At 59.5% G+C, this 24,124-nt stretch carries 20 protein-coding genes; 14 read left to right on the forward strand and 6 right to left on the reverse strand.

The features are described 5' to 3' along the window. Positions 1-134: 134 nt before the first annotated feature. Positions 135-2,567, reverse strand: a complete 2,433-nt coding sequence (locus RTN40_RS13840; protein ID WP_312228958.1) for a formate C-acetyltransferase/glycerol dehydratase family glycyl radical enzyme — start codon at positions 2,565-2,567, stop codon at positions 135-137. Between the two features lie 4 nt (positions 2,568-2,571). Next, entirely contained in the window at positions 2,572-3,471 is a 900-nt protein-coding gene (locus tag RTN40_RS13845) for a glycyl-radical enzyme activating protein (RefSeq protein WP_312228959.1), read from the reverse strand. Between the two features lie 133 nt (positions 3,472-3,604). On the opposite strand from RTN40_RS13845, the gene fsa reads away from it, so the two are divergent. Then, positions 3,605-4,267, forward strand: a complete 663-nt coding sequence (fsa, locus tag RTN40_RS13850) for a fructose-6-phosphate aldolase (RefSeq protein WP_312228960.1) — start codon at positions 3,605-3,607, stop codon at positions 4,265-4,267. A gap of 3 nt (positions 4,268-4,270) precedes the next feature. Here fsa and moeB read toward each other — a convergent pair whose 3' ends face one another. Beyond that, positions 4,271-5,023 carry a molybdopterin-synthase adenylyltransferase MoeB gene (gene moeB / locus RTN40_RS13855; RefSeq protein WP_312228961.1) on the reverse strand — a complete coding sequence of 251 codons (753 nt, stop codon included), beginning with the start codon at positions 5,021-5,023 and terminating at the stop codon, positions 4,271-4,273. After that, positions 5,023-6,258, reverse strand: a complete 1,236-nt coding sequence (moeA, locus tag RTN40_RS13860) for a molybdopterin molybdotransferase MoeA (RefSeq protein WP_312228962.1) — start codon at positions 6,256-6,258, stop codon at positions 5,023-5,025. The genes moeB and moeA overlap by 1 nt, the downstream gene beginning before the upstream one ends. Positions 6,259-6,460: 202 nt before the next feature. Here moeA and gsiA point away from each other — a divergent pair, with 202 nt between their 5' ends. From gsiA to gsiD, 4 genes are read left to right on the forward strand one after another with little or no spacing between them, the layout of a single operon-like run. Next, positions 6,461-8,341: a glutathione ABC transporter ATP-binding protein GsiA gene (gene gsiA / locus RTN40_RS13865; RefSeq protein ID WP_312228963.1), complete on the forward strand. Its 1,881-nt coding sequence runs from the start codon at positions 6,461-6,463 to the stop codon at positions 8,339-8,341. A 36-nt stretch (positions 8,342-8,377) separates the two neighbouring features. Continuing rightward, positions 8,378-9,916, forward strand: coding sequence for a glutathione ABC transporter substrate-binding protein GsiB (gene gsiB / locus RTN40_RS13870; RefSeq protein ID WP_312228964.1), 1,539 nt, complete (start codon positions 8,378-8,380; stop codon positions 9,914-9,916). 50 nt (positions 9,917-9,966) lie between these two features. Then, entirely contained in the window at positions 9,967-10,887 is a 921-nt protein-coding gene (gene gsiC, locus RTN40_RS13875) for a glutathione ABC transporter permease GsiC (protein WP_312228965.1), read from the forward strand. A 2-nt stretch (positions 10,888-10,889) separates the two neighbouring features. Next, complete coding sequence (gene gsiD, locus RTN40_RS13880; protein WP_312228966.1) at positions 10,890-11,801, forward strand: glutathione ABC transporter permease GsiD; 912 nt, start codon at positions 10,890-10,892, stop codon at positions 11,799-11,801. Here the strand turns inward: gsiD and RTN40_RS13885 are convergent. Next, complete coding sequence (locus tag RTN40_RS13885) at positions 11,791-12,678, reverse strand: LysR family transcriptional regulator (RefSeq protein WP_312228967.1); 888 nt, start codon at positions 12,676-12,678, stop codon at positions 11,791-11,793. The genes gsiD and RTN40_RS13885 overlap by 11 nt on opposite strands. A gap of 97 nt (positions 12,679-12,775) precedes the next feature. Here RTN40_RS13885 and RTN40_RS13890 point away from each other — a divergent pair, with 97 nt between their 5' ends. The 9 genes from RTN40_RS13890 (at position 12,776) to RTN40_RS13930 (ending at position 22,738) form a co-directional block, all read left to right on the forward strand. Further along, entirely contained in the window at positions 12,776-13,729 is a 954-nt protein-coding gene (locus RTN40_RS13890; RefSeq protein WP_312228968.1) for a 2-hydroxyacid dehydrogenase, read from the forward strand. A gap of 47 nt (positions 13,730-13,776) precedes the next feature. Continuing rightward, positions 13,777-15,147, forward strand: coding sequence for an MFS transporter (locus tag RTN40_RS13895; protein ID WP_312228969.1), 1,371 nt, complete (start codon positions 13,777-13,779; stop codon positions 15,145-15,147). Between the two features lie 78 nt (positions 15,148-15,225). Continuing rightward, on the forward strand, positions 15,226-17,988 hold the full coding sequence (locus RTN40_RS13900) for a sigma 54-interacting transcriptional regulator (protein ID WP_312228970.1): 2,763 nt from the start codon (positions 15,226-15,228) through the stop codon (positions 17,986-17,988). Positions 17,989-18,089: 101 nt separating this feature from the next. Beyond that, positions 18,090-18,512 carry a PTS sugar transporter subunit IIA gene (locus RTN40_RS13905; protein WP_312228971.1) on the forward strand — a complete coding sequence of 141 codons (423 nt, stop codon included), beginning with the start codon at positions 18,090-18,092 and terminating at the stop codon, positions 18,510-18,512. Positions 18,513-18,527: 15 nt separating this feature from the next. Next, positions 18,528-18,998, forward strand: coding sequence for a PTS sugar transporter subunit IIB (locus tag RTN40_RS13910; RefSeq protein WP_042395417.1), 471 nt, complete (start codon positions 18,528-18,530; stop codon positions 18,996-18,998). Between the two features lie 16 nt (positions 18,999-19,014). Further along, positions 19,015-19,794: a PTS mannose/fructose/sorbose/N-acetylgalactosamine transporter subunit IIC gene (locus RTN40_RS13915; RefSeq protein ID WP_312210302.1), complete on the forward strand. Its 780-nt coding sequence runs from the start codon at positions 19,015-19,017 to the stop codon at positions 19,792-19,794. Next, positions 19,772-20,620, forward strand: a complete 849-nt coding sequence (locus RTN40_RS13920; protein WP_312228972.1) for a PTS system mannose/fructose/sorbose family transporter subunit IID — start codon at positions 19,772-19,774, stop codon at positions 20,618-20,620. Before RTN40_RS13915 ends, RTN40_RS13920 begins: the two co-directional genes overlap by 23 nt. A gap of 27 nt (positions 20,621-20,647) precedes the next feature. Further along, complete coding sequence (locus RTN40_RS13925; protein ID WP_312229167.1) at positions 20,648-21,709, forward strand: SIS domain-containing protein; 1,062 nt, start codon at positions 20,648-20,650, stop codon at positions 21,707-21,709. An 18-nt stretch (positions 21,710-21,727) separates the two neighbouring features. Next, a complete protein-coding gene (locus RTN40_RS13930) occupies positions 21,728-22,738 on the forward strand; it encodes an SIS domain-containing protein (RefSeq protein ID WP_312228973.1) in 1,011 nt (336 codons plus the stop codon). 45 nt (positions 22,739-22,783) lie between these two features. Here the strand turns inward: RTN40_RS13930 and rimO are convergent, their stop codons facing one another. After that, positions 22,784-24,091: a 30S ribosomal protein S12 methylthiotransferase RimO gene (gene rimO / locus RTN40_RS13935; protein WP_312228974.1), complete on the reverse strand. Its 1,308-nt coding sequence runs from the start codon at positions 24,089-24,091 to the stop codon at positions 22,784-22,786. Positions 24,092-24,124: the final 33 nt, after the last annotated feature.

Consider the following 24,124-nt stretch of genomic DNA (forward strand, 5'->3'; position numbering starts at 1 on the left):
GTTATGCTCCCAGGGTAAAAACAGTCAGGAGCATTCTAGTAACGATGTGAGCAAATGCACACCTTTAATTTCATATGAAAGTAAGCACTGATTGTACGTAGGCCCGGCAAGCCTGCGCCGCCGCGCGTGACACCCTAAAGCGAGTGCTCCGTTCTCGCGATAATATCGTCCTGCGCATCCGGCGACAGGGCGGTAAAGAATGCCGAGTAGCCCGCCACGCGCACCACCAGATCCCGGTACTGGTCCGGGTGTTCCTTCGCCGCCAGCAGCGTTTCGCGGGAGACGATGTTGTACTGAATATGCCACCCCTTACGGACTTCAAAGAAGGTGCGCAGGAGCAGCATCAGCTTGTGGCGATCGCCGTCGTTCTCCAGCGTGGCTGGATTCAGCTTCTGGTTGAGCAGCACGCCGCCAAGAATTGATCCCACCGGCAGCTTACCAACGGAGTTGATCACCGCCGTCGGGCCGAAACGATCCGTCCCGGATGCCGGACTGGCCCCTTCCGCCAGCGGAGTGGTGGCTTTGCGCCCGTCCGGCGTCGCCATAGTCGCCGCGCCAAAAGGCACGTTGGCGGAGATGGACGAGGTGCCCGCGTAGTAGTTGCCGCCAATCGGGCCGCGACCGTAGCGCGGATTGTGATACTGCTTCAGTTCGTCAATGTAGGTCTGATAGGCGCGGTTCAGCAGCAGATCGACACTGTCATCGTCATTACCGTACTTCGGTGCGCCGTTGATTAAGCGCTGGCGCAGCTGCTCATGGGTCAGACCGGCAAAATCCGCTGCCAGCGCCTCGGCAAGCTGCTGCTGGCCGATAGTGCCCTGGTCAAAGACCAGTTTCTTCACCGCCGCGAGGCTGTTGCCAAGGTTGGCGATGCCCACCTGTAACCCGGAGACCCAGTCATATTTCGCGCCGCCCTGTTTAATACTTTTCGCCCGCTCGATGCAGTCATCCACCAGCGCGGAGCAGAGGATATCGTGAACGTTCTCCTCCAGCATGGTGTCCACCACGTACTCAATCTCAATGGATTTGCGAGTGTAGTAGCGGATCTGCCTGTCCCAGGCCGCCATCACCTCGTTGAAGTCGGCGAAGTTACCTTTAGACAGCGCCTGGTCCTGGGGCAGGAATACCTTGCCGCTGGTGGCGTCTCGGCCCGCCTCAAGGGCGGCCAGCATCACGCGGGCAAAGTTGATAAAGCTCATCCCGGTGCAGCGGTAGCCCCACTTGCCGCCGACGGCGGTCTCAATACAGCCGATCGCCGCATAGTCATACGCATCATCCGGTTCGACGCCAAGCTTAATAAACTCGGGAATAACGATCTCATCGTTATTAAAGGCGGGCATGCCGAAGCCGCAGCGGATCACCTGTACGCAGGCGTCGAGGAAATCGTTGCTCATCCCGGCGTGATAGCGCACGCTCAGGTTGGGTTGGGTCGAGCGCAGGCGTCCGCAGGACTCGAGAATGGCGTAGGAGAGCGGGTTGACCGCGTCCTGCGCCTTGCCGTTTACCCGTTTCTGGCCGCCGATGGTGACGTTCTGATAGAGCGGGCTACCGGCGGAGGCCTTCGAGTGCGAGCCGGAGCGGATCTTATTCACCTCCAGCAGCTTCAGCCAGCAGCCGTGCAGCAGCTCGATCGCCTGTTCCCGGGAGAGGGTCTGATTCAGCTCGACGTCGCGGCGATAGTAAGGGTAGAGATACTGATCCATGCGGCCAAAGGAGACCGAGTGACCGTTGGATTCGATCTGCAAAATGAGCTGAATGAAGTAGCAGAGCTGCAACGCCTGCCAGTAAGTTTCCGGCGGGCGATGGGCGATGATGTCGCAGTTTTCGGCTATTTGCAGCAGCTCGTCCCGGCGGCTGACGCGCGGTTCATCGCTGGCCATCTCACGGGCGAGGGCGGCAAAGCGTTCGATATGGTCGCTGACCGCATGCAGAACAATATCAATTGCCTTCAGGAACTGCTCACCGTGCAGATCCTCCAGCACGGTGAGGTTAATGCGCGACCGACGCTCGGCCACCTTCGCGCGCAGGCCGTCGAGGCCTTTTTCCAGCAGCAGCGGGTAGTTGACCGCCAGGTGCGCATCGCCAGAGGTCATGTTGCCCTCGGCCTTGATGATGCCTGTCGCCAGCAGGGCTTTCTGCTCGTCGGTAAACATACCGTAGCAGCGATCCTGTACCGTCTGGCCGCGCCACCACGGGCAGATGTCATGCAACACGCGCTTGTTCTCTTCGCTCACCGCAAAGCCTGCCCCGGGACGATCGGCCAGGTCATCGATCTCCTTTTCGATCCACGACACGGTGTACTCGGGGAAGATAGGCGCGGCGCGAAGCTCGCTTGCCTGGTTGCCGATAATCAGCTCGTCATGCTTAATCCAAATCGTGCGTTCGGCAAGATGGTGGGCGAGGGCCAGCGCCCGGCGCACCGGAATGGGCTTGTCGAGATGCTGGCGGTAGGCATCAGTGTAGTGCCGGGCGCGTTCGGTGCAGACCGGGGGCTTAACAATGTGCACCAGCGCATCTTTATGCGCCTGAATGCGGCGGGTCAGGGTATCAAGATGTAACTCGGTCATGGCATTATCCTCGTAGGGTAGCGGTTAAGCCGCACTCGCGGGCGTACGCTTCGGCGAAGGCCAGCAGGGCTGGCGCATCGAGCGGCTTATCGGGCGCGGTATAGGGCTGATTCAGTAGGTGATACTTGTTGATGCCCAGCGTGTGGTAGGGCAGAAAGTGGATCTCCTGAACGTTAAGCTCGTCGGCGGCAAAGCGGGTAATCGCTTTGACAGAAGCCTCGTCGGCGTTAAAGCCGGGGATCAGCGGCACGCGGATAATGATCTGCTTCCCTCGCGCTGCCAGCCGTTTCAGGTTCACCAGTACGCGCTTTGCCGAGCCGTCGGTCCAGGTTTTAAATGCCCCGCTGTCGATGTGCTTAAGGTCGGCAAGAAAGAGATCGACATACGGCAGGGAAGGTTCGATATAGCGCCAGGGCACGTGCAGGCAGGTTTCAACCGCCGTATGGATACCGTGGTCAACGCTGGACTTCAGCAGCGCGGCGCTGAGTTCCGGCTGCATAAAAGGCTCCCCGCCGGAAAGGGTGATCCCGCCCCCGCTGCGTAGATAAAAGGGTTTATCCCGCAGCACGGTGGCCATAATCTCCTCCACCGGCTGGGTTTCACCGCAGACCGTCAACGCCTGAGTGGGACAGCATCCCTCCAGAGCATTGAGATGCGTTTCATTGAGCCTTTGGCGGTGGATCAGCAGGCCGTTAATTGCCCGGTCGATAACGCCTGGTGCGGCCTGTTGGCAGAGTTCGCATCCGTCGAGGCAGAGACGAGCATCGAAAAGCACCTCCCGCGTCAGAGCGCGGCTCTCAGGATTCTGGCACCAGCGGCAGGCCAGCGAGCAGCCTTTTAAGAAGACAACGGTGCGAATGCCCGGGCCGTCGTGCGTGGAGTAGCGCTGAATATTGAAAATCATAATCTGCCCTCATATTTCATATGCAGATTAAAATGCTTTCGAATGAAAGTTATCTTGATTCTGGTCAATATATGGGCAGGTAGAAATAGGTAAGTTTTAAACCATGCTAAATCTCACACTTTGAGGAGTTCATATGGAACTGTACCTGGATACCGCCGACGTGGCGGCAGTAAAACGGCTGGCCCGCAGCTTTCCGCTGGCCGGGGTCACCACTAACCCGAGCATTGTCGCCAAAGGCAAAATGCCGCTGGTGGAGCTGCTGCCTGCGCTGCATGATGCCCTGGATGGAAAAGGGCGGCTTTTTGCCCAGGTATTAGCGAATAACGCCGAAGAGATGGTGGCCGAGGCGCGCAGGCTGCGCGGTATCATTGCCGATATCGTGGTGAAGGTGCCAGTGAGCGCTGAGGGGCTGGCGGCAATCAAGCTGCTGAAAGCCGAGGGGATCCCCACGCTGGGCACAGCGGTCTACGGTGCGGGGCAGGGGCTGCTGAGCGCCCTGGCCGGGGCCGAGTACGTCGCTCCCTATGTTAACCGCATGGACGCCCAGGGCGGCGACGGTATCCAGACGGTGACCGATCTGCAACGGCTGTTGACCTTGCACGCGCCGGGTTCGAAGGTATTAGCGGCGAGCTTCAAGACGCCGCGCCAGGCGCTGGAGTGTCTGCTGGCGGGCTGCGAGGCCATAACCCTGCCGCTGGACGTGGCGGAGCAGTTTATCGCCGCCCCGGCGGTAGAGGCGGCCATCGTTAAGTTTGAGCAGGAGTGGCAGACGGCGTTTGGCCGGGCGGGTATCTAACCGTTATTCGCCGCACACCTCGCACTGCGGGTTGCGCATCAGCTTCATCTCGCGGAACTGACAGGTCATGGCGTCGTAGAGGACAATTTTTCCGGCGACGCTCTGACCAAACCTTGCCAGCACCTTGATCGCCTCCATCGCCTGCATCGCGCCAATCACCCCCACCAGCGGAGCCATGACGCCCGCCTCAACGCAGGTCAGCGCCGTATCGCCAAACAGGCGGCTCAGGCAGCGGTAGCATGGCTCGCCCTCCTGCCAGGTAAAGACGCTAATCTGCCCCTCCATGCGGATCGCCGCCCCGGAGACCAGCGGTACTTTGGCCCTGAAGCAGCCGTCGTTGAGCTGATTGCGGATCTCAACGTTATCGGTACAGTCGAGGACCAGATGGTGGGCGGCTATCTGCACGTTCAGCGCCTCGCCCTCCAGTCGGGCATCGAGGGTGGTAAAGCTGACGTGTGGGTTGATGCGCGCCAGGGAGGCCCGCGCTGAGGCGACCTTCGGCTGGCCGATCGTTGCATCGCTATGCAGAGTCTGGCGCTGCAAATTTGACAGCGATACGGTGTCAAAGTCCAACAGGGTCAGGTGACCAATGCCCGCCGCCGTCAGGTACTGAGCGGCGGCACAGCCCAGCCCGCCGAGTCCCACTACCAGCACGCGGGAGGACTTCAGCGCCTCCTGACCGTCAAAATCGAAGCCGCGCAGGACAATCTGCCGGTTGTAGCGCAGCATCTCGCTATCGCTCAGCTCGACGGCCATCACAGCCCCCCAAACAGATGGTTAAACGGCTCGATCTCTACCCACTCCCCTGGCTCGACGCTACCGCGCTCGCGCTCCAGCACAATAAAGCAGTTGCCCTGGCTAAAAGAGCTGAAGATGTGGGATCCCTGGTGGCCGGTGGTGCGCACCTGCAAATTCCCTTCGGCGTCGCGCGCAACGATGCCGCGCTGGAAGTCGAGACGGCCCGGCGCTTTCTTCAGCCGGGAGGCGGTGCGAACCTGCAGGCGCGGGGGCAGGGTGCTGCCATGCTTGCCGCTCAGGCGGGCCAGCAGAGGTTGCACCAGCTGGTAGAAGGTGAGCGCCGCCGAGACCGGGTTACCCGGTAGGCCACAAAACCAGGCGTTGCTAAGCTTGCCGAAGGCAAAGGGTTTGCCGGGCTTGATCGCCAGCTTCCAGAAGGCGATCTCCCCCAGCTCTTCCAGCAGGACTTTGGTGTAGTCCGCTTCGCCTACCGAGACGCCGCCGGAGCTGATCACTACGTCGGCCTGCTGGTCAGCGGCAATAAAGGCCTCGCGCAGCCGGGCGGGATCGTCCGGGATAATGCCGAGGTTGATCACCTCGCAGCCGAGCTGCTCCAGCATGACGTGGACCGCCAGCCGGTTGGTGTCGTAGATCTGCCCATCGCCCAGCGGCTGGCCCGGCAGCTGCAGCTCGTCACCGGTGGAGAAGAGGGCCACCCGCACTTTACGCACCACCTCAACCTCAGGAATGCCAAGGGAGGCCAGCACCGGCAGCTCTGCCACCGTCAGGGTAGTACCCGGCGCATAAACCACCGCACCCTGGGTGATATCCTCCCCGGCGCGGCGAATGTGCTGTTCCGGACGAACGTTGCCGACAAACAGCACCCCGGCGTCGCTCTGCTCGGTCTCCTCCTGCATCACCACCGCATCGCAGCCCGGCGGGATGGGCGCACCGGTCATAATGCGGATGCAGCTCCCCGCAGGCCATTCGCCGTGGAACGGCTGACCGGCAAAGGCTTTGCCCGCCACCGGCTGCGGCACACCTGCCTGCACGTCATCAAGGCGCACGGCGTAGCCATCCATCGCGGCATTATCGAAGCCCGGCACGTTGAGCGGGGAGATAATCTCCCGCGCCGTCACCCGGCCAAAGCAGGCGTGCAGGGGCAGCGTTTCGTAGTCGGTGAGGGGGGTAATGTGCGACAGCATCTGAGCGAGCGCCGCGTCAAGCGGGATCAGCCCGGCGGTATGGTCCATGAGTTCACTCCTGGGAGGGCAATCTGGGAAATCAATGCGCCATTATGGCAGAAAACTGGGGCAGACTGTATGTACCCATTATGTGCCATTGCCGCGCGGGCTCTTTACATCACCGTTTCGACTTTCTATATTCAAAATTCGTATCAAACTGCGGCGACAATAATGATATTTATAGAAAAAGCTGCCAGACGAGCAATAAATAATGACTAAGCCGCCAAATCACCTGCAAGAAAATAGCCCCGTGCTGGACGTCAGTAACCTGAACATTCGTTTCGAAAACGAAGGTCAGGTGACGCAGGCGGTGCGCGATCTGTCGTTCAGCCTGCAACGCGGCGAGACGCTGGCCATCGTGGGCGAATCCGGCTCGGGCAAATCGGTCACCGCGATGGCGCTGATGCGCCTGCTGGAGCAGCAGAGCGGGGCCAGCGTGCGCTGCGACCATGTGCGGCTCCAGCGACGCAATCACCAGGTAGTGGATCTCAACGCCTTAAGCCGGGCGCAGATGCGCGGCGTGCGCGGGGCCGATATCGCCATGATTTTCCAGGAGCCGATGACCTCCCTCAATCCGGTATTTACCGTGGGGGAGCAGATCGCGGAGTCGATTCGCCTGCACCAGAAGCTGGGGCGTGAGGCGGCGCTGGCCGAGGCGAAACGGATGTTGGAGCAGGTGCGGATCCCCGAAGCCGACGCGATCCTGGCCCGCTACCCGCACCAGCTCTCCGGCGGGATGCGCCAGCGGGTCATGATTGCGATGGCGCTCTCCTGCCGTCCGGCGGTGCTGATTGCCGACGAGCCGACCACCGCCCTCGATGTGACTATCCAGGCGCAGATTTTACAGCTCATCAGCGTGCTGCAAAAAGAGATGGCGATGGGGGTGATCTTTATCACTCACGACATGGGCGTGGTGGCAGACGTTGCTGACCGCGTGCTGGTGATGTACCAGGGCGAGGCGGTTGAGACCGGCACCGTCGAGGCCATATTTCACAGCCCGCAGCATGCCTACACCAAAGCACTGCTGGCCGCCGTCCCGCGTCTGGGGGCGATGAACGGCAGCGATCTGCCGCGTCGCCTGCCGCTGGTGAGCAAGGAGCGTCCCGACCAGCGTGAAGCTGAGATCGAGCAGGACACGGTGGTTGAGGGGGAGCCGATTCTTCAGGTGCGCGACCTGGTGACCCGCTTCGGCCTGCGCAGCGGCATTCTCAACCGCGTGACCCGCGAGGTACGCGCCGTGGAGCACGTTAGCTTCGACCTCTGGCCGGGAGAGACGCTGGCGCTGGTGGGGGAGTCCGGCAGCGGAAAATCCACCACCGGGCGGGCGCTGCTGCGGCTGGTGGAATCCCAGGGCGGGTCTATCCTGTTTGAGGGCAAGCGTATTGATACCCTGCCGGACAGCAAACTGCAGCCGCTGCGCCGGGATATCCAGTTTATCTTCCAGGATCCCTACGCCTCTCTCGATCCGCGCCAGACGGTGGGCTATTCGATTATGGAGCCGCTGCGCGTGCATCGGCTGATGGGGGAGGAGGATGCCCAGCGCCGGGTGGCCTGGCTGCTGGAGCGGGTAGGGTTAAAGCCCGAGCACGCCTGGCGCTATCCCCACGAGTTTTCCGGCGGCCAGCGGCAGCGCATCAGCATTGCCCGGGCGCTGGCCCTCGATCCAAAAGTGGTGGTGGCTGACGAGGCGGTGTCGGCGCTGGACGTCTCTATCCAGGCGCAGATTATTAATTTGCTGCTCGATTTGCAGCGGGAGATGGGCATCGCCTTTCTGTTTATCTCCCACGATATGGCGGTGGTGGAGCGTATCAGCCATCGGGTGGCGGTAATGTACCTTGGGCAGATTGTCGAGATCGGCCCGCGGCGTGCGGTATTTGAGAACCCGCAGCACCCCTATACGCGCAAGCTGATGGCCGCCGTGCCGGTGGCCGAGCCGGGGCATCCTCGGGCGCAGCGCGTGCTGCTCTCCGATGAGATGCCCAGCAATATCTATAAGCCGGGTGATGACTCACATCGCGTGGAGCTGCACAGCGTCGGGCCTGGCCACTTTGTTGCCCGCTCGACGCCCGGCAGCACGCAATCCCGTTTTTGATCGTTAACAGGCAGGGAATTTCAGGAGAAGAATAAGATGACACAATTAGTTGCGCGTAAATGGCGTCTGGCGCTGGGCGTTGCCGCCGCGCTCGCCGTGGCACCGGCCTTCGCTGCCAAAGACGTAGTGGTGGCCGTTGGCTCGAACTTCACCACCCTCGATCCCTATGACGCAAACGACACGCTCTCCCAGGCGGTGGCAAAGTCGTTCTATCAAGGGCTGTTCGGCCTTGATAAAGATATGAAGCTGAAAAATGTGCTTGCCGAGAGCTACACCGTCTCTGACGACGGGCTGGTCTACACCATCAAGCTGCGTAGCGGCGTGAAGTTCCAGGACGGCACCGACTTTAACGCCGAGGCGGTAAAGGTCAACCTCGACCGCGCCAGCAACAAAGAGAGCGGGCTGAAGCGCTACAACCTCTACAAGAATATTGCTAAGACCGAGGCGGTGGATCCCACCACGGTGAAGATCACCCTGACCCAGCCCTTCTCGGCGTTTATCAATATTCTCGCCCATCCGGCCACGGCAATGATCTCGCCTGCCGCGCTGAAAAAGTATGGCAAAGAGATTGGTTTCCACCCGGTGGGCACCGGTCCGTACGAGCTGGAGACCTGGAACCAGACCGACTTTGTGAAGGTGAAAAAGTTTGCCAGCTACTGGCAGCAGGGGCTGCCGAAGCTGGACACCATCACCTGGCGTCCGGTGGTGGATAACAACACCCGTGCGGCGATGCTGCAGACCGGCGAGGCGCAGTTTGCCTTCCCGATCCCCTACGAGCAGGCCGCCGTGCTGGAGAAGAATCCGAAGCTGGATCTGGTCGCCAGCCCGTCAATTATGCAGCGCTACATCAGCCTCAACGTGACGCAGAAGCCGTTCGACAACGCGAAGGTACGTGAAGCGATCAACTACGCCATCAACCGCCAGGCGCTAGTGAAGGTGGCTTTCGCAGGCTACGCCACCCCAGCGACCGGCATCGTACCGCCGTCCATTGCCTACGCCCAGAGCTACCAGCCATGGCCCTACGATCCGGCTAAGGCGCGCGAGCTGCTGAAAGAGGCGGGCTACCCGAACGGGTTTACCACTACGCTGTGGTCCTCCCATAACCACAGTACCGCCCAGAAGGTGCTGCAGTTTACCCAGCAGCAGCTGGCTCAGGTGGGCATTAAGGCGAAGGTGACGGCAATGGACGCCGGGCAGCGCGCCGCTGAAGTAGAAGGCAAAGGGCAGAAGGAGAGCGGGGTGAGGATGTTCTACACCGGCTGGTCAGCGTCCACCGGCGAAGCGGACTGGGCGCTGTCGCCGCTGTTCGCCTCGCAAAACTGGCCGCCAACCCTGTTCAACACCGCCTTCTACAGCAATCCGCAGGTTGATAAGGATCTCGCCGCTGCGCTGAAGACCACCAATAACGAGGAGAAGGCGCAGCACTATAAGGCGGCGCAGGACACCATCTGGAAGGAGTCGCCGTGGGTGCCGCTGGTGGTAGAGAAACTGGTCTCCGCGCACAATAAAGATCTGAGCGGTTTTTATATCATGCCGGATACCGGCTTTAGCTTTGACGACGCAGACTTAAAATAGTCGTGCCTGGCCTCCGCTCATCGCGGCGGGGGCCAGAAACAGGGTAGAAGATGCTTAACTATTTTTTAAAACGCCTGCTCGGCCTGATCCCCACGCTGCTGATTGTGGCGGTGCTGGTCTTTCTGTTCGTGCATATGCTGCCGGGGGATCCGGCGCGGCTGATTGCCGGACCGGAGGCCGACGCGCAGGTGGTGGCGCTGGTGCGCCAGCAGCTTGGCCTTGATCAGCCGCTGTGGCAGCAGTTCTGGCACTACATCACCCATGTGCTGCAGGGCGATTTTGGCATGTCGATGGTCTCCCGCCGTCCGGTAGCGGACGAGATCGCCAGCCGCTTTATGCCCACCTTTTGGCTCACCATCGCCAGCATGGTCTGGGCAGTACTGTTCGGCCTTGCTGCCGGGATCGTTGCCGCCGTCTGGCGCAACCGCTGGCCGGATCGCATTGGTATGGCGCTGGCGGTGACCGGCATTTCGTTTCCGGCTTTTGCGCTTGGCATGCTGCTGATGCAGGTCTTCTCCGTTGAGCTGGGCTGGCTGCCCACCGTCGGGGCGGATAGCTGGCGACACTACGTCCTGCCGTCGCTGACCCTCGGCGCGGCGGTGGCTGCGGTGATGGCGCGCTTCACCCGCGCCTCCTTTGTGGATGTGCTCAACGAAGATTACATGCGCACCGCGCGTGCCAAAGGGGTCAGCGAGAAGTGGGTTATTCTCAAGCATGGCCTGCGTAACGCCATGATCCCGGTGGTGACCATGATGGGCCTGCAGTTTGGCTTTCTGCTCGGCGGCTCGATTGTGGTCGAAAAGGTCTTTAACTGGCCCGGCCTTGGCCGTCTGCTGGTGGACTCGGTGGAGATGCGTGACTACCCGGTGATCCAGGCCGAGGTGCTGCTCTTCTCGCTGGAGTTTGTTCTTATCAACTTAGTGGTGGATATGCTCTACGCCGCCATTAACCCGTCTATTAGGTACAAGTAAGGATGCGACTTTTAAACTGGCGTCGTCAGGCGATATTAAATGGAATGCCGGGGATCAAGCCGGCGCGTATCCGTACCCCATGGCATGAGTTCTGGCGGCGCTTCCGCCGTCAGCCGATGGCGATGACCGCCGGGCTGTTTGTGGTGCTGCTGATTATCGTTGCCGCCGTCGCGCCGTGGATTGTGCCGTTCGATGCCGAAAACTACTTCGACTACGATCGGCTCAACGAGGGGCCGTCGATGGTGCACTGGTTCGGCGTCGACTCTCTCGGGCGAGATATCTTTAGCCGCGTGCTGGTGGGGGCGCAGATCTCGCTGGCCGCCGGGGTGCTGGCGGTGCTGATCGGGGCCGCTATCGGCACGGTGCTCGGCCTGCTGGCGGGGTACTACGAAGGCTGGTGGGATCGCCTCATCATGCGCATCTGCGACGTGCTGTTTGCCTTCCCTGGCATTCTGCTGGCGATTGCGGTGGTGGCGGTGATGGGCAGCGGCATGGCCAACGTGATCATCGCCGTGGCGGTCTTCTCGGTGCCGGCCTTTGCCCGGCTGGTGCGCGGCAACACGCTGGTGTTGAAGCAGCAGACTTTTATCGAGTCGGCGCGCAGCATCGGCGCAAGCGATGCCACCATCCTGTTCCGCCACATTCTGCCGGGAACCATCTCATCCATCGTGGTCTACTTCACCATGCGCATCGGCACGTCGATCATCTCCGCGGCCAGCCTCTCGTTTTTGGGCTTAGGCGCGCAGCCGCCGACACCGGAGTGGGGTGCCATGCTCAACGAGGCGCGGGCGGATATGGTTATCGCCCCGCACGTGGCGCTGTTCCCGAGCCTGGCCATCTTCCTTACCGTGCTGGCCTTTAACCTGCTGGGCGATGGGCTGCGGGACGCGCTGGATCCGAAGATTAAAGGGTAATCAACGCTTCGCTCAGGGCCTTGAGAAATACCGGCAGCACCGGATTGGGATTGGCCTTGGAGTAGACCAGAAAATTATGGGCCTGAATATTGACCCCTTCAATCGCCATATAGGTGACGTTGGGCAGGCCCAGGGTGCGCGAGGAGGCCGGAACAATCGCGCATCCCAGCCCGGCATTAACCAGTCCCAAAATGGTGTGGGTCTGCGCCAGCTGATACTTAAAGTCCGGCGTCACGTTGCTAAAGACAAACAGGTCGGTAATGCGATCGTAAAACTGGCGCGCCTCGTTCGGGCTGTAGAGAAAAAACGGCTCATTGTTAAAGGCGCTGAGGGGGATCTTACGCTTACGGGCCAGAGGATGATCGCAATGAAAGGCGGCTACGAAGGTCTCACCCTGAAGCGGTAGCCAGGCCAGACGGGGATTTGGTGGGACGTGGCGCACAAAACCAACGTCAATAGTATTATCTTCCACCGAGCTGATCTGCTTATGTGAAACCTGCTCAAAAAGCTGGAAATCCACCCCCGGCAGCTTCACCGTCAGCTCTTTCAGCAGCTGGGGGATGAAACTCCATGAAAACACAGCGGTAAATCCCATCGCCAGCGTGCCGGTTTCACCGGAGGCGCTCTGCTGAACCGATGACTCCAGCCGGTCGGCTAACTTCAGTATTAAACGTGACTCCTTCAGCAAATGTTCACCCATGTGGGTCAGCTGCACGTGGCGGTTATTACGGTCAAACAGCGTGCCGCCGAGGCGCTTCTCCAGCAGCTGTATCTGCCGGCTCAGCGGCGGCTGGGTCATGTTCAGGCGCGCCGCCGCCCTGCCAAAGTTAAGCTCTTCAGCAACGGCAATAAAGCAGCGCAGCTGGTGCAGATCCATGATTCAATCCCTGTATTAATAGATGCTGGATTTATATTAGACATGCATCATTGCCCTGTCCATCATCAGATAAACGACTGCGTGAAGGATGATGAAGATGACCAATAAGAGTGCCGCTCCAGAAAAACATGTTTTATTAACCCAGCCGGTGCCGGATGCGATAGATGAGATACTGATCCGGGAGTATCAGGTGCATCGCCTCTGGCAGGCCAGCGAACCCCACGCCATGCTGGCGGAGATCGGTGGTCTTATTGAGGGGGTCGTTACCGGAGGCGCAAAAGGGCTATCCCGCGAGATCATGGCTCAGCTACCGGCCCTGAAAATTGTGGCGGTGAGTGGGATCGGCACCGACGCCGTGGACCTGGCCTATGCCGCAGAGCGCGGCATTTTCGTGACCACCACGCCGGGGGTGCTAACCGACGACGTGGCCGACATGGCGCTGGGGCTGCTGATCGCCACCCTGCGGCAGATGAGCGAGGGTGAGCAGGTGGTGCGCGCGGGTCGCTGGCCGCAGACTACGCTGCCGCTGGCGCGCAAGGTCACCGGGACTACCATAGGCATTGTTGGCATGGGGCGGGTCGGACAGGCGATTGCCAAACGCGCCGTCGCCTTTGATAGCCGTATTCTCTACACGTCGCGTGCTGCTATCCCTGAGCTTGATTATATCTTCGTGCCCGACCTGCACGCGCTGGCTCAGGAAGTGGACGTGCTGGTGTTGGCTGCCTCCGCCGACGGCGGGGAGGTGATTATCGATGCATCAGTACTGGAGGCCCTCGGCCCGAAGGGCTATTTCATCAACATCGCCCGTGGCAAGCTGGTGGATGAGACCGCGCTGCTCAACGCCCTGCGTGAGAAACGCATTGCCGGGGCCGGGCTGGACGTCTTTGCCAACGAGCCACACGTGCCGGAGGGCTTCTTCACCCTGCCTAACGTCACTCTGCAACCCCACCGCGCCAGCGCCACGCTGCAAACCCGGCTGGCGATGGGCAACATGGTGCTGGAGAACCTCGCGGCCTGCTTTAACGGACAGCTGCCGCCACATCGGGTGTGACCTAAAGCCGTAACCTCTGAACCCTACAAAATAAGAGTGAGAAAGCGATGAGCAAACAAATCGATATCTCTTTACAGCAGGTTAAACGCGTCGGACATCACCGCTACTGGGTGCTTGGACTGATTTTTATTATCACCGTGATCAACTACGCCGACCGGGCGACCATGTCTATTGCCGGCACCTCGGTAGTGAAGGAGCTGGGTCTCGATCCCCTGATGCTGGGGATGATCTTCTCGGCCTTCGCCTGGGCCTACGCGCTGGGGCAGATCCCCGGCGGCTGGCTGCTGGACCGCTTTGGCGCAAAAAAGGTCTACGGCGCGAGCCTGGTGCTCTGGTCGGTGTTTACCATGCTGCAGGGAACGGTGGGCTGGATCGGCCTGACCGGCAGCCTGGCGGCGATGACCCTCTTCCTGATGCGCTTTATGCTTGGCCTGGTGGAATCCCCGGCGTTTCCGGCCAACTCGCGGATTGTCTCCAGCTGGTTTCCGACCCGCGAGCGCGGCGTCGCCTCGGCGCTGTTTAACTCCGGACAGTATATGGCGGTAGTGGTCTTTACGCCGATCATGGCCTGGCTGACCCACGCCTGGGGCTGGGAGCATGTCTTCCTGTGGATGGGTGGCGTCGGCCTCGTGCTGGCCGTGGTCTGGTTTGCCTGGTATAAGGAGCCGCACCGTGATCCGCGCCTCACCGAGGAGGAGAAGAACCTGATGCGCGAGGGCGGGGCGCTGGTAGATCTCGACAGCGAAGGGGCCACGAAGGGCAAAAAAACCTCCCTGCGCGACGCTAAATGCCTCTTCACTAACCGCAACCTGTGGGCAATCTACCTCGGCCAGTACTGCATTACCGCGCTGACCTACTTCTTTATCACCTGGTTTCCCATCTACCTGATTCAGGGGCGCGGCATGACTATCATGCAGGCGGGCTGGGTCGCGGCGCTACCCGCTATTTGCGGCTTCACCGGCGGCCTGCTGGGCGGGTATCTCTCCGACGCGCTGATCGCCCGGGGCATTCACCCCTCCCGCGCCCGTAAAACGCCGTTTGTCATCGGCATGGGGCTATCGACTATGCTGGTGTTTGCTAACTTCGTCGATACCAACAGCGCGGTAATTTTCCTGATGGCGCTGGCCTTCTTTGGCAAGGGCTTTGCGGCGGTAGGCTGGGCGGTGCTCTCTGATGTTGCGCCGAAAACCATGATTGGCCTGTGCGGTGGCGTGTTTAACGGCATCGGCAACATCGCCGGGATCGTCACGCCGCTGGTGATTGGCTATGTGGTGACGGTCACCGGTTCGTTCAATAACGCCCTGTGGTTTGTCGCCGGGCACGGGGTGCTGGCGGTGATCAGCTATCTGCTGATCGCGACCCGCTTTGAGCGCGTGGAGGATCATTCGTCTTCTGTGCGCTCTGCCACAAAAGCATAAACTTAAGGCCGTCGCTTTCCCCTGCGGCCTCGGTTTGCGGGCATCATATCCGCAGAACGATGCGTGAAGGGGAAAGCAATGCGTGATGAATTACTGACGTTTCTGGCTAATCAAACTGACTTTTTTGATCCGGAGAAGTTGAGCGAGGTGTTTACCGCCAGCTATCTGGCGCAGCGCTTTTCGCTGAAAAGAAATACCGCCAGCCATTACCTTAACCAGCTGGTTGCCCAGGGCGTGCTGGTAAAAATTAACACCCGGCCCGTCTACTTTCTGCATAAGAAAACCTTCAGCCAGCAGTTCTTTCCCCTGGCCGCCAACGAGTACGAGAGCGTCGCCCAGCTGCTTGGCGACGGTGGACCTGAGCCGGAGCGGCCCGATCACTTTTCGCTGCTTATCGGTCACGATGAGAGCCTGAAAAAGCCCATTGAGCAGCTCAAAACCGCGCTTTTTTACCCGGATGGCGGCCTGCCGCTGCTGATTACCGGCGACAGCGGCACCGGCAAAAGCTACATGGCGAATCTGATGCATGAGTTTGCTATCTCCGAAGGGCTGCTGGCGGACGATGCACCTTTCATCAGCTTTAACTGCGCCCAGTATGCCAGCAACCCGGAGCTGCTGGCGGCCAACCTGTTCGGCTATGCCAAAGGGGCATTTACCGGGGCGCAGACGGACCGCCAGGGGGCCTTTGAGGCGGCCAACGGCGGCATGCTGTTCCTCGACGAGGTGCACCGGCTCAACGCCGAGGGGCAGGAGAAGCTCTTTACCTGGCTCGATCGCAAGGAGATCTACCGGGTCGGTGAGACGGCGCAGGGCCGCCCGGTCTCAACGCGGCTAATCTTCGCCACCACTGAGGAGTTGCACAGCACCTTCTTAACCACCTTTTTGCGACGTATTCCGATTCTGGTCACGCTGCCCGATCTGCAAAGCCGCTCCCGGCAGGAGAAGGAGGCGCTGATCCTGCTCTTCTTCTGGCTGGAGGCGAAAAAGCTGGCGGTGCGTCTGGCGTTAACGCCCCGGCTGATGCAGGTCCTGAACCACTTTGTCTACCGGGGCAACGTCGGCGAGCTGAAGAACGCCGTGAAGTACACGGTGGCGGCGTCGTGGGCGAAGCAGCGGGGCGGCGAGGAGCTGGTGGTGGGCATTCAGCACCTGCCGGAGAAGATTGCCGCAGCGATCCCGGCCTCAGGCGACCCGCTGACGGCGGATGAGAACCTGATCGTCGAGCCGCAGACCAGCCTGGTGTGGCTCCTGCGCTCCCGCGATCCCACCCGGGGGGTAATCTACGACGCCCAATGCCAGGTGCTGGCGCTCTATGAGCAGTGGATGAGCGGCCACGCGGATTGGGAGGAGGTGCGTAAACGCATGGGGGAGGCGATCGAGGGGCTTTTTGACCGGCTCATTTTTGATAACCGCGACACAACTGACTCGCCGATGCTGCTCCTGACTACCCAGCAGGTGCGCGAGGAGTTCTACCGCCTGGAGAAGCAGTTCAACATTCAGTTTAACGGCAACTGCATCTACGCGCTAAGCCACTACCTGGTGCACCGCTCCCGGAGTACGCCCTCCCGCCTGAGTCAGGAGCGGATCCGCAGCCTCGATGATTTTCTTGCCCAGAAGTACCCGCTGCTCTACCGTTTTTGCCAGGCCGTGATCAACGCGCTGGCGCAAAAGCTCGATATCGAACCGCAGCGGATCGATGCTCTGCTGCTGGTGCTCTGGCTGCATCAGTCCGGCGCGGTCGGCCAGCCGCACGTCACCCGCGCCGTTATTCTGGCCCACGGCTATGCTACCGCCAGCAGCATTGCTAACGTCGCCAATCGGCTGCTAAAAAATCATCTGTTTGAATCCTTTGATATGCCGCTGGACGTCACGCCGGAGGCCATTGCCCGCCAGGTGATGGACTACATCGAAAGCAATACCCAGGCCTCGGGGGTGATGATCCTCGTTGATATGGGATCGCTCAACGCCATCCATCACCATTTTCAGCGCCGGGTCTCTACGCCGGTGGCGATTGTCAATAACGTCTCTACCAGCATGGCGCTCTACGTTGGCGAGCGGATTTTACGCGGCGATCTGATCGAGGATATCGCTCAGCAGATCGGTGGCGACCTGCCGGTTGAGCATCAGATCTTCTGGCCGCAGGCAAACCGTCCTCGGGTGATCCTGACCACCTGCGTCACCGGCCTTGGTGCGGCAACCAATCTCTGTACGCTACTGAAGGCCAGCATTCCGGAGACGCTGGGTATTGATGTCATCGCCTGTGACTACAATACGCTCAGCAACGGTCAGGAGAGTGCGCTGGCGTTCAATCGCTATGAGATGCTGGCCGTGGTCGGCACGTTCGACCCGAACCTGCCTGCGGTGCCGTGGATCTCGCTGGATTCGTTGATAGCCGGGGACGGTCACGCCCAGCTGATGCGTATTTTTGGTGATATTGCTACGCCAGAGCAGATAGATGAGATCAACAATCTGCTGCTGAAGAACTTCTCCCTGCGCCGGGTGATTGAGTCCGTCACTATTCTCGACACCAGCAAGGTGCTTAATCAGGTGGAGCAGTTTGTCCTGCGCTACGAGCATCTGGCCGGATGCCAGATTGCCAATGACCGAAAGGTGGCGCTCTATGTGCACATCAGCTGCCTGATAGAGCGGCTGATCCGTAACGCCTCCCCTGGCAGCTATGCGGGACGGCAGTGTCCGGAAAGCGAGCTGGTCGATATTAAGCAGGCCTTTAGTGTCATTGAGAGCAGTTATAGTGTCAAAATCCCCGCTGTCGAACTTTGTTACATCCACAATATCCTGACGCAGGAAACGGAATTTATTCAGCAAGATCAAGAGTTTTAATCCTCACACTCTCCTCTCATGGCGCATTTCATCGTGCGCCACTTTTTCGTGGCACGCCGGTTGCAGTATCTCTGTCAGTGGAACGCATTTTCGAGGACAGGATGAAACGACACTACATTTTTGCCAGCCATGGCACCCTTGCCCGGGGCGTGCTCGACTCAGTTGAGCTGATCCTCGGTAAACAGACGGATATTTCGACGCTCTGCGCCTACGTTGAGGAGCAGCGGGATTTAACCGAGCAGGTCACGGAGCTAATGCAGCGGATACCGGACGAGGAGGAGATCGTGGCGATCACCGATATCTTCGCCGGCAGCGTAAATAACGAATTTGTTCGTTTTCTACAACGTCCTCGCTTTCATCTGGTGGCGGGGCTTAATTTACCGCTGGTGATCGATCTGCTTATTTCCAGCGACGAGCCTGATACCGGGAAGCTTATTGAGGAGGCGTTAATAAGCTCCAGAGAGAGCATTCAATACTGTAATTACACCATCTCCAGCGCAATGCAGGCGGATAAAGATTTCTAAGAGGGAGGAAACAGGATGATTACGTTAGTGCGGGTTGACCATCGTTTACTGCACGGCCAGGTGGCGTTCTCATGGACGCAATATGTCGGCGCAGACTGCATTCTGATCGCCAACGACAGCGTGCCCAATGACGAACTGCGTAAGACTACCATCAAGCTGGCTAAGCCGCCGTCGGTGAAGCTGGTTATTAAGAATATCGCTGACTCCATTGAGGCAATTAAAAGCGGCGTTACCGACAAATATACGCTCTTTATCGTCGTGGAGTCGGTAGAGGATGCCTGGCGCTTGGCCCGGGAGATACCGGAAATAAAAAGCATCAATCTCGGCGGAATAAAGGCGAAAGAGGGCAGCCGAAATATTTCGAAGGCGGTGAATCTGCTGCCTGACGAAATTACCCGGCTCAATGAACTGGTGGGGCAGGGGGTGGAAATTGAGATCCGCCAGGTTCCCAACGATCGCAAACAGCTCATAACGGAATGCTTGTAATTCCTGAGGATCCACTATGGTAGAGGCACTTTTACTCGGGCTGGTGGCGTTTATCGCCCAGTCGGAATATGCCCTGGGCACCTCGTTAATCTCCCGGCCCATTGTCACCGGCTTATTAACCGGGCTGGTACTGGGTGATGTCCAGACGGGCGTTATCATGGGCGCGACGCTGGAGCTGGCCTTTATCGGCTCCTTCTCGGTGGGCGCATCCATTCCACCGGACGTGGTGACCGGCGGCGTGCTGGGTGTCGCGTTCGCTATCACCTCTGGCGCGGGGACCGAAACGGCGCTGCTGCTGGGGCTACCCATCGCCACCCTGACGCTGGTGTTAAAAAACGTCTATCTCGGAATGTTTATCCCGATGCTTAACCAGAAGGCGGATGCCTATGCCGATGAGGCCGATACGCGCGGCATAGAGCGGATGCACCTGATCGCCGGGTTCGGCCTGTCGCTGATGCTAGCTACGGTGGTGACCGTCTCCTTCCTGGTGGGCAGCAGCGCGGTGAAGTCCCTGCTGGACGCCATTCCGGAGTTTATTAAGCACGGCCTGAGCGTGGCGACGGGCATCATTCCGGCGCTGGGCTTTGCCATGCTGGCCCGGCTGCTGATTAACAAAAAGGTAGCACCCTACTTTTTCCTCGGCTTTGTGCTGATGGCCTATCTGAAAATTCCGGTCACCGGCATTGCGATCCTCGGCGCTATCGTGGCCGTGATTATGGTCAACGTTACTGCCTTCACCACCCCTCGCGCCACCACAGAGCAAGGAGTCAGCCATGACGACGAAGATGATTTCTGAAGAGACCCTGCCTGACGCGCAGGATGAGAAGGCGATCACCGCCCGCGATCTGCGCCGCGTCTTCTGGCGCTCCTTCCAGATGGAGTTCTCCTGGAACTATGAGCGGCAGATGAACCTGGCCTTTGTCTACACCCTTATTCCGGTGCTGAAAAAGCTCTATCCGCAGAAAGAGGATCTGAAAAACGCGCTGAAGCGTCACCTGGTGTTCTTCAATACCACGCCGCATATCGTCACCCTGCTGCTGGGGATCACCACGGCGATGGAGGAGAAGAACAGCCAGCAGAAAACCATCGATGCCGGGGCGATTGATAACGTGAAGGCGTCACTGATGGGGCCGCTGGCGGGATTAGGGGACTCTTTTTTCTGGGGGACGCTGCGCTTGATCGCGACGGGGATCGGCACCAGCCTGGCGCTGCAGGGCAGTATTCTCGGGCCGATCCTCTTTCTGCTGGTGTTTAACGTTCCGCACATTCTGGTGCGCTGGTTGTTTACCCGCTGGGGCTATGTGCTCGGCACCGGGGTGCTTCAGCGCGTTCAGCAGAGCGGCATGATGGAGAGCCTGACCTACGGCGCATCGATTATGGGGCTGATGGTGGTGGGGGCGATGACCGCCTCGATGATCAATATCACTATCCCCATCAGCTTTGGCGCGGGAGAGGCGAAGACCGAGGTGCAGGACATTATCAACAACGTCATGCCCTGCCTGCTGCCGCTCATCAGCTTCGGCATCGTCTACTGGCTGCTGGGCCGCAGGGTAAAACCGCTCACCATTATCGGCGGGATGGCGCTGGTTGGCATTTTCGGCTCGTGGATTGGCCTGTTTTAACCGGAGAAACCTATGTTACCTACCAAGATGTTACCAACCATGATGACCTATATCGAAGAGGAGCCAGCGGCGCTGGAGACGATCCTGCGCGAGCATCGGCATAGCCTGGCGGCGATTGAGGCCTTTGCCGGCGAGCGCCCGGTGCGCCGCCTGCTGCTGCTGGCGACCGGCTCCTCGTTTAATGCCGCCCTCTGTGCAAGGGATCTCTTTGAGCGGCGCTACGGCCTGCGGGTGGAGATCAAAGAGCCGTACAACTTTGTGCACTATGAAACCGTCGATCCGCACACCGATCTGGTGATTGCGGTCTCCCAGAGCGGCAAGAGCGCCTCGACGCTGGCGGCGATGGAGAAAGTTCAGGCAGCGGGGCTGCCGGTGTTTGCCCTGACCTCGGATCCGCAAAGCCCCATCGGCCGGGGCAGTGACTACGTGCTGGATATCAATACCGGCATTGAGCAGGTGGGCTTCGTCACTCGGGGCTTCAGCGCCACGGTGCTCAACCTGCTGCTGATTGCCCTCACCCTCGCCCGGGCGCAAAAGCAGATTACGGAGCAGGAGGCGCAGGCCACCCTGCACGAGCTGGGCCAGCTTGTCGCCGCTATTCCAGGGGCGATTGCCCAGACGGAGGCATTTTTCGACCGCCATCAGGAGACCCTGCGCAGCGGGACGCGTTTTGTGGCTATCGGCTACGGGGCGCTGACCGGCGTGGCAAAAGAGTTTGAAACCAAGTTCACCGAAACGGTGCGCGTCCCGTCCAGCGGTTTTGAGCTGGAGGCCTACATGCACGGTCCCTATCTGGAGGCCAATGCCCAGCACGTGATGTTTTTTATTGAGGATGCGGCGAATAAACGGCTGCGGGCGCTGCGGGACTACATGGCCCCGGCGGTAAACCAGACCTTGCTGGTGACCCTGAGCGGTGAGCAGGATCCGCAGACGCTGGCCCTCAACTGCCCGCTGGCGCACGACCTCGCCGCGCTGCTGCTGATTGTGCCGATGCAGGTGCTGGCCTGGCGCACGGCGTGTGCCAAAGGGATCGATCTGTCGGTGCGTATTTTTGATGACTTTGACCGCGTATTAAAAAGTAAGATCTAATTAATCAGGAGAGAAAATATGTTGGGTTTTAATCAGGACGAGTACCTGACGAGTGCTCGTGAGATCGTTGCTGCGCGTAAACAGGCCGAGCAGGCCGCTGATGAGATATTTCAGCAGGAATATGATGCGCTATTTTTTGCGTCGGTAGGCGGCTCTCTGGCCCCGATGATGGCTATTAACGTCTTTGCCAAAGAGATCACCACGCTGCCGGTTTACCTTGAGCAGGCGGCGGAATTAATTCATACCGGGCATAAGAAATTAACCAAACGCTCTGTAGTGGTGACGCTCTCTAAATCCGGTGATACCAAAGAGTCCGTCGAGCTTGCCGAATGGTGTAAAGCTCAGGGTATCCGGGTGGTGGCCATTACTAAAAATAGCGACTCCCCGCTGGCCAGTGCGGCAGGCTGGCATATTCCGATGCGCCATAAAAACGGCGTGGAATATGAGTATATGCTGCTCTACTGGTTCTTCTTCCGCCTGGTTAACCGTCAGGGTGAATTTGCCGAATACGATCGGTTTGCCAGCCAGCTGGAGTTATTACCGGAGAATCTGCTGCAGGCGAAAATAAAGTTCGATCCGCAGGCGGACGAAATAGCGCGTAAATACCACACCAGCGACTATATGATGTGGATTGGTGGGGCGGAGATGTGGGGCGAGGTCTATCTCTTTTCGATGTGTATTCTGGAAGAGATGCAGTGGAAGCGGACGAAATCCGTCACCTCGGCTGAGTTTTTCCACGGCACGCTGGAGCTGCTGGAGAAAGAGGTTCCGCTATTTCTGGTGAAAGGGGAGGGGAAATGTCGGGCGCTGGACGAGCGGGTAGAGCGCTTTGCGGCGAAGATCACTGACCATCTGGTGGTTATCGATCCGCGGGATTATGTGCTCGACGGGATTGATGACGCGTTTCGCGGTATCCTGGCCCCCTGTGTAGCATCAACGCTGCTGGTGGATCGGCTGGCGGCCCACTTCGAGCACTATACCGGCCACAGTCTGGATATTCGCCGCTACTATCGGCAGTTTGAGTATTAATAGAACTAACGCCCGGCGGGAAACGCTCGCCGGGCGTAGTATGACTTAAACCCGGGTACCCCACAGGTCGTACTCGTCGGCGTTTTCGACCTTCACGCGGACGACGTCACCCGGCTTCACGTTGGTTTCGCCGTTGAGGTAGACCGCGCCGTCGATCTCCGGTGCATCGGCCATGCTGCGGCCAATCGCGCCCTCTTCATCGACTTCATCGATAATCACCAGGATCTCGCGGCCCACTTTCTCCTGCAGACGCTCGGCAGAGATCTGCTGCTGCAGCTGCATAAAGCGGTTCCAGCGCGCCTCTTTTACCTCTTCCGGCACCTGATCCGGCAGCTCGTTGGCGGTCGCGCCTTCCACCGGGCTGTATTTGAAGCAGCCCACGCGATCCAGACGCGCTTCAACGAGGAAGTCGAGCAGCATCTGGAAATCTTCCTCGGTTTCACCCGGGAAGCCGACGATAAAGGTCGAGCGCAGGGTAAGCTCAGGGCAGACTTCACGCCACTGTTTGATGCGGGCCAGCTGGCGATCGACAGAGCCAGGACGCTTCATCAGCTTAAGGATGCGCGGGCTGGCATGCTGTAGCGGAATATCCAGATAGGGCAGGATCTTGCCTTCGGCCATCAGCGGGATGACGTCGTCAACATGCGGGTAGGGGTAGACATAGTGCAGACGCACCCAGACGCCGAGCTTCGACAGCTCTTCGCACAGACTAACCATGCTGGTTTTCACCGGCGAGCCGTTGTAGAAGCCGGTGCGGTGCTTAACGTCAACGCCGTAGGCGGAGGTGTCCTGGGAGATCACCAGCAGCTCCTTCACGCCTGCATCAACCAGACGTTTGGCCTCGGCCAGCACGTCGCCGATCGGACGGCTATCGAGGTCGCCGCGCATAGACGGAATAATGCAGAAAGTGCAGCGGTGGTTGCAGCCTTCGGAAATTTTCAGGTAGGCGTAGTGGCGCGGGGTCAGCTTGACGCCCTGTTCCGGCACCAGGCTCAGGAACGGGTTGTGCTTCGGTTTCGGCACGTAGTGGTGCACATGCTCCAGCACCTGCTCATAGCTGTGCGGACCGGTGATCTCCAGCACCTTTGGGTGCACTTCGCGGATTTGATCCACTTTTGCCCCCAGGCAGCCGGTGACAATCACCTTGCCATTCTCATTCAGGGCTTCGCCAATCGCCTCCAGCGACTCCTGCACGGCGCTATCGATAAAGCCGCAGGTGTTAACGATCACCATATCGGCATCGTCATAACGCGGCACCACATCGTAACCCTCAGTGCGCAGTTCGGTAAGAATGCGTTCGGAATCCACCAGGTTTTTCGGGCATCCTAATGATAAAAATCCAATCTTAGCCATTTTTTTGTACAATCGTTGTCAGGAAAACGCGGA

The organism is Pseudescherichia sp., assembly GCF_031987975.1.
Lineage (GTDB): Bacteria > Pseudomonadota > Gammaproteobacteria > Enterobacterales > Enterobacteriaceae > Pseudescherichia.

What these genes read in the sequence shown, in the direction of transcription:
- RTN40_RS13840 (WP_312228958.1), bottom strand. Translation starts at nt 2,567, where the DNA reads ATGACCGAGTTACATCTTGATACCCTGACCCGCCGCATTCAGGCGCAT.
- RTN40_RS13845 (WP_312228959.1), bottom strand. Translation starts at nt 3,471, where the DNA reads ATGATTTTCAATATTCAGCGCTACTCCACGCACGACGGCCCGGGCATT.
- fsa (WP_312228960.1), top strand. Translation starts at nt 3,605, where the DNA reads ATGGAACTGTACCTGGATACCGCCGACGTGGCGGCAGTAAAACGGCTG.
- moeB (WP_312228961.1), bottom strand. Translation starts at nt 5,023, where the DNA reads ATGGCCGTCGAGCTGAGCGATAGCGAGATGCTGCGCTACAACCGGCAG.
- moeA (WP_312228962.1), bottom strand. Translation starts at nt 6,258, where the DNA reads ATGGACCATACCGCCGGGCTGATCCCGCTTGACGCGGCGCTCGCTCAG.
- gsiA (WP_312228963.1), top strand. Translation starts at nt 6,461, where the DNA reads ATGACTAAGCCGCCAAATCACCTGCAAGAAAATAGCCCCGTGCTGGAC.
- gsiB (WP_312228964.1), top strand. Translation starts at nt 8,378, where the DNA reads ATGACACAATTAGTTGCGCGTAAATGGCGTCTGGCGCTGGGCGTTGCC.
- gsiC (WP_312228965.1), top strand. Translation starts at nt 9,967, where the DNA reads ATGCTTAACTATTTTTTAAAACGCCTGCTCGGCCTGATCCCCACGCTG.
- gsiD (WP_312228966.1), top strand. Translation starts at nt 10,890, where the DNA reads ATGCGACTTTTAAACTGGCGTCGTCAGGCGATATTAAATGGAATGCCG.
- RTN40_RS13885 (WP_312228967.1), bottom strand. Translation starts at nt 12,678, where the DNA reads ATGGATCTGCACCAGCTGCGCTGCTTTATTGCCGTTGCTGAAGAGCTT.
- RTN40_RS13890 (WP_312228968.1), top strand. Translation starts at nt 12,776, where the DNA reads ATGACCAATAAGAGTGCCGCTCCAGAAAAACATGTTTTATTAACCCAG.
- RTN40_RS13895 (WP_312228969.1), top strand. Translation starts at nt 13,777, where the DNA reads ATGAGCAAACAAATCGATATCTCTTTACAGCAGGTTAAACGCGTCGGA.
- RTN40_RS13900 (WP_312228970.1), top strand. Translation starts at nt 15,226, where the DNA reads ATGCGTGATGAATTACTGACGTTTCTGGCTAATCAAACTGACTTTTTT.
- RTN40_RS13905 (WP_312228971.1), top strand. Translation starts at nt 18,090, where the DNA reads ATGAAACGACACTACATTTTTGCCAGCCATGGCACCCTTGCCCGGGGC.
- RTN40_RS13910 (WP_042395417.1), top strand. Translation starts at nt 18,528, where the DNA reads ATGATTACGTTAGTGCGGGTTGACCATCGTTTACTGCACGGCCAGGTG.
- RTN40_RS13915 (WP_312210302.1), top strand. Translation starts at nt 19,015, where the DNA reads ATGGTAGAGGCACTTTTACTCGGGCTGGTGGCGTTTATCGCCCAGTCG.
- RTN40_RS13920 (WP_312228972.1), top strand. Translation starts at nt 19,772, where the DNA reads ATGACGACGAAGATGATTTCTGAAGAGACCCTGCCTGACGCGCAGGAT.
- RTN40_RS13925 (WP_312229167.1), top strand. Translation starts at nt 20,648, where the DNA reads ATGTTACCAACCATGATGACCTATATCGAAGAGGAGCCAGCGGCGCTG.
- RTN40_RS13930 (WP_312228973.1), top strand. Translation starts at nt 21,728, where the DNA reads ATGTTGGGTTTTAATCAGGACGAGTACCTGACGAGTGCTCGTGAGATC.
- rimO (WP_312228974.1), bottom strand. Translation starts at nt 24,091, where the DNA reads ATGGCTAAGATTGGATTTTTATCATTAGGATGCCCGAAAAACCTGGTG.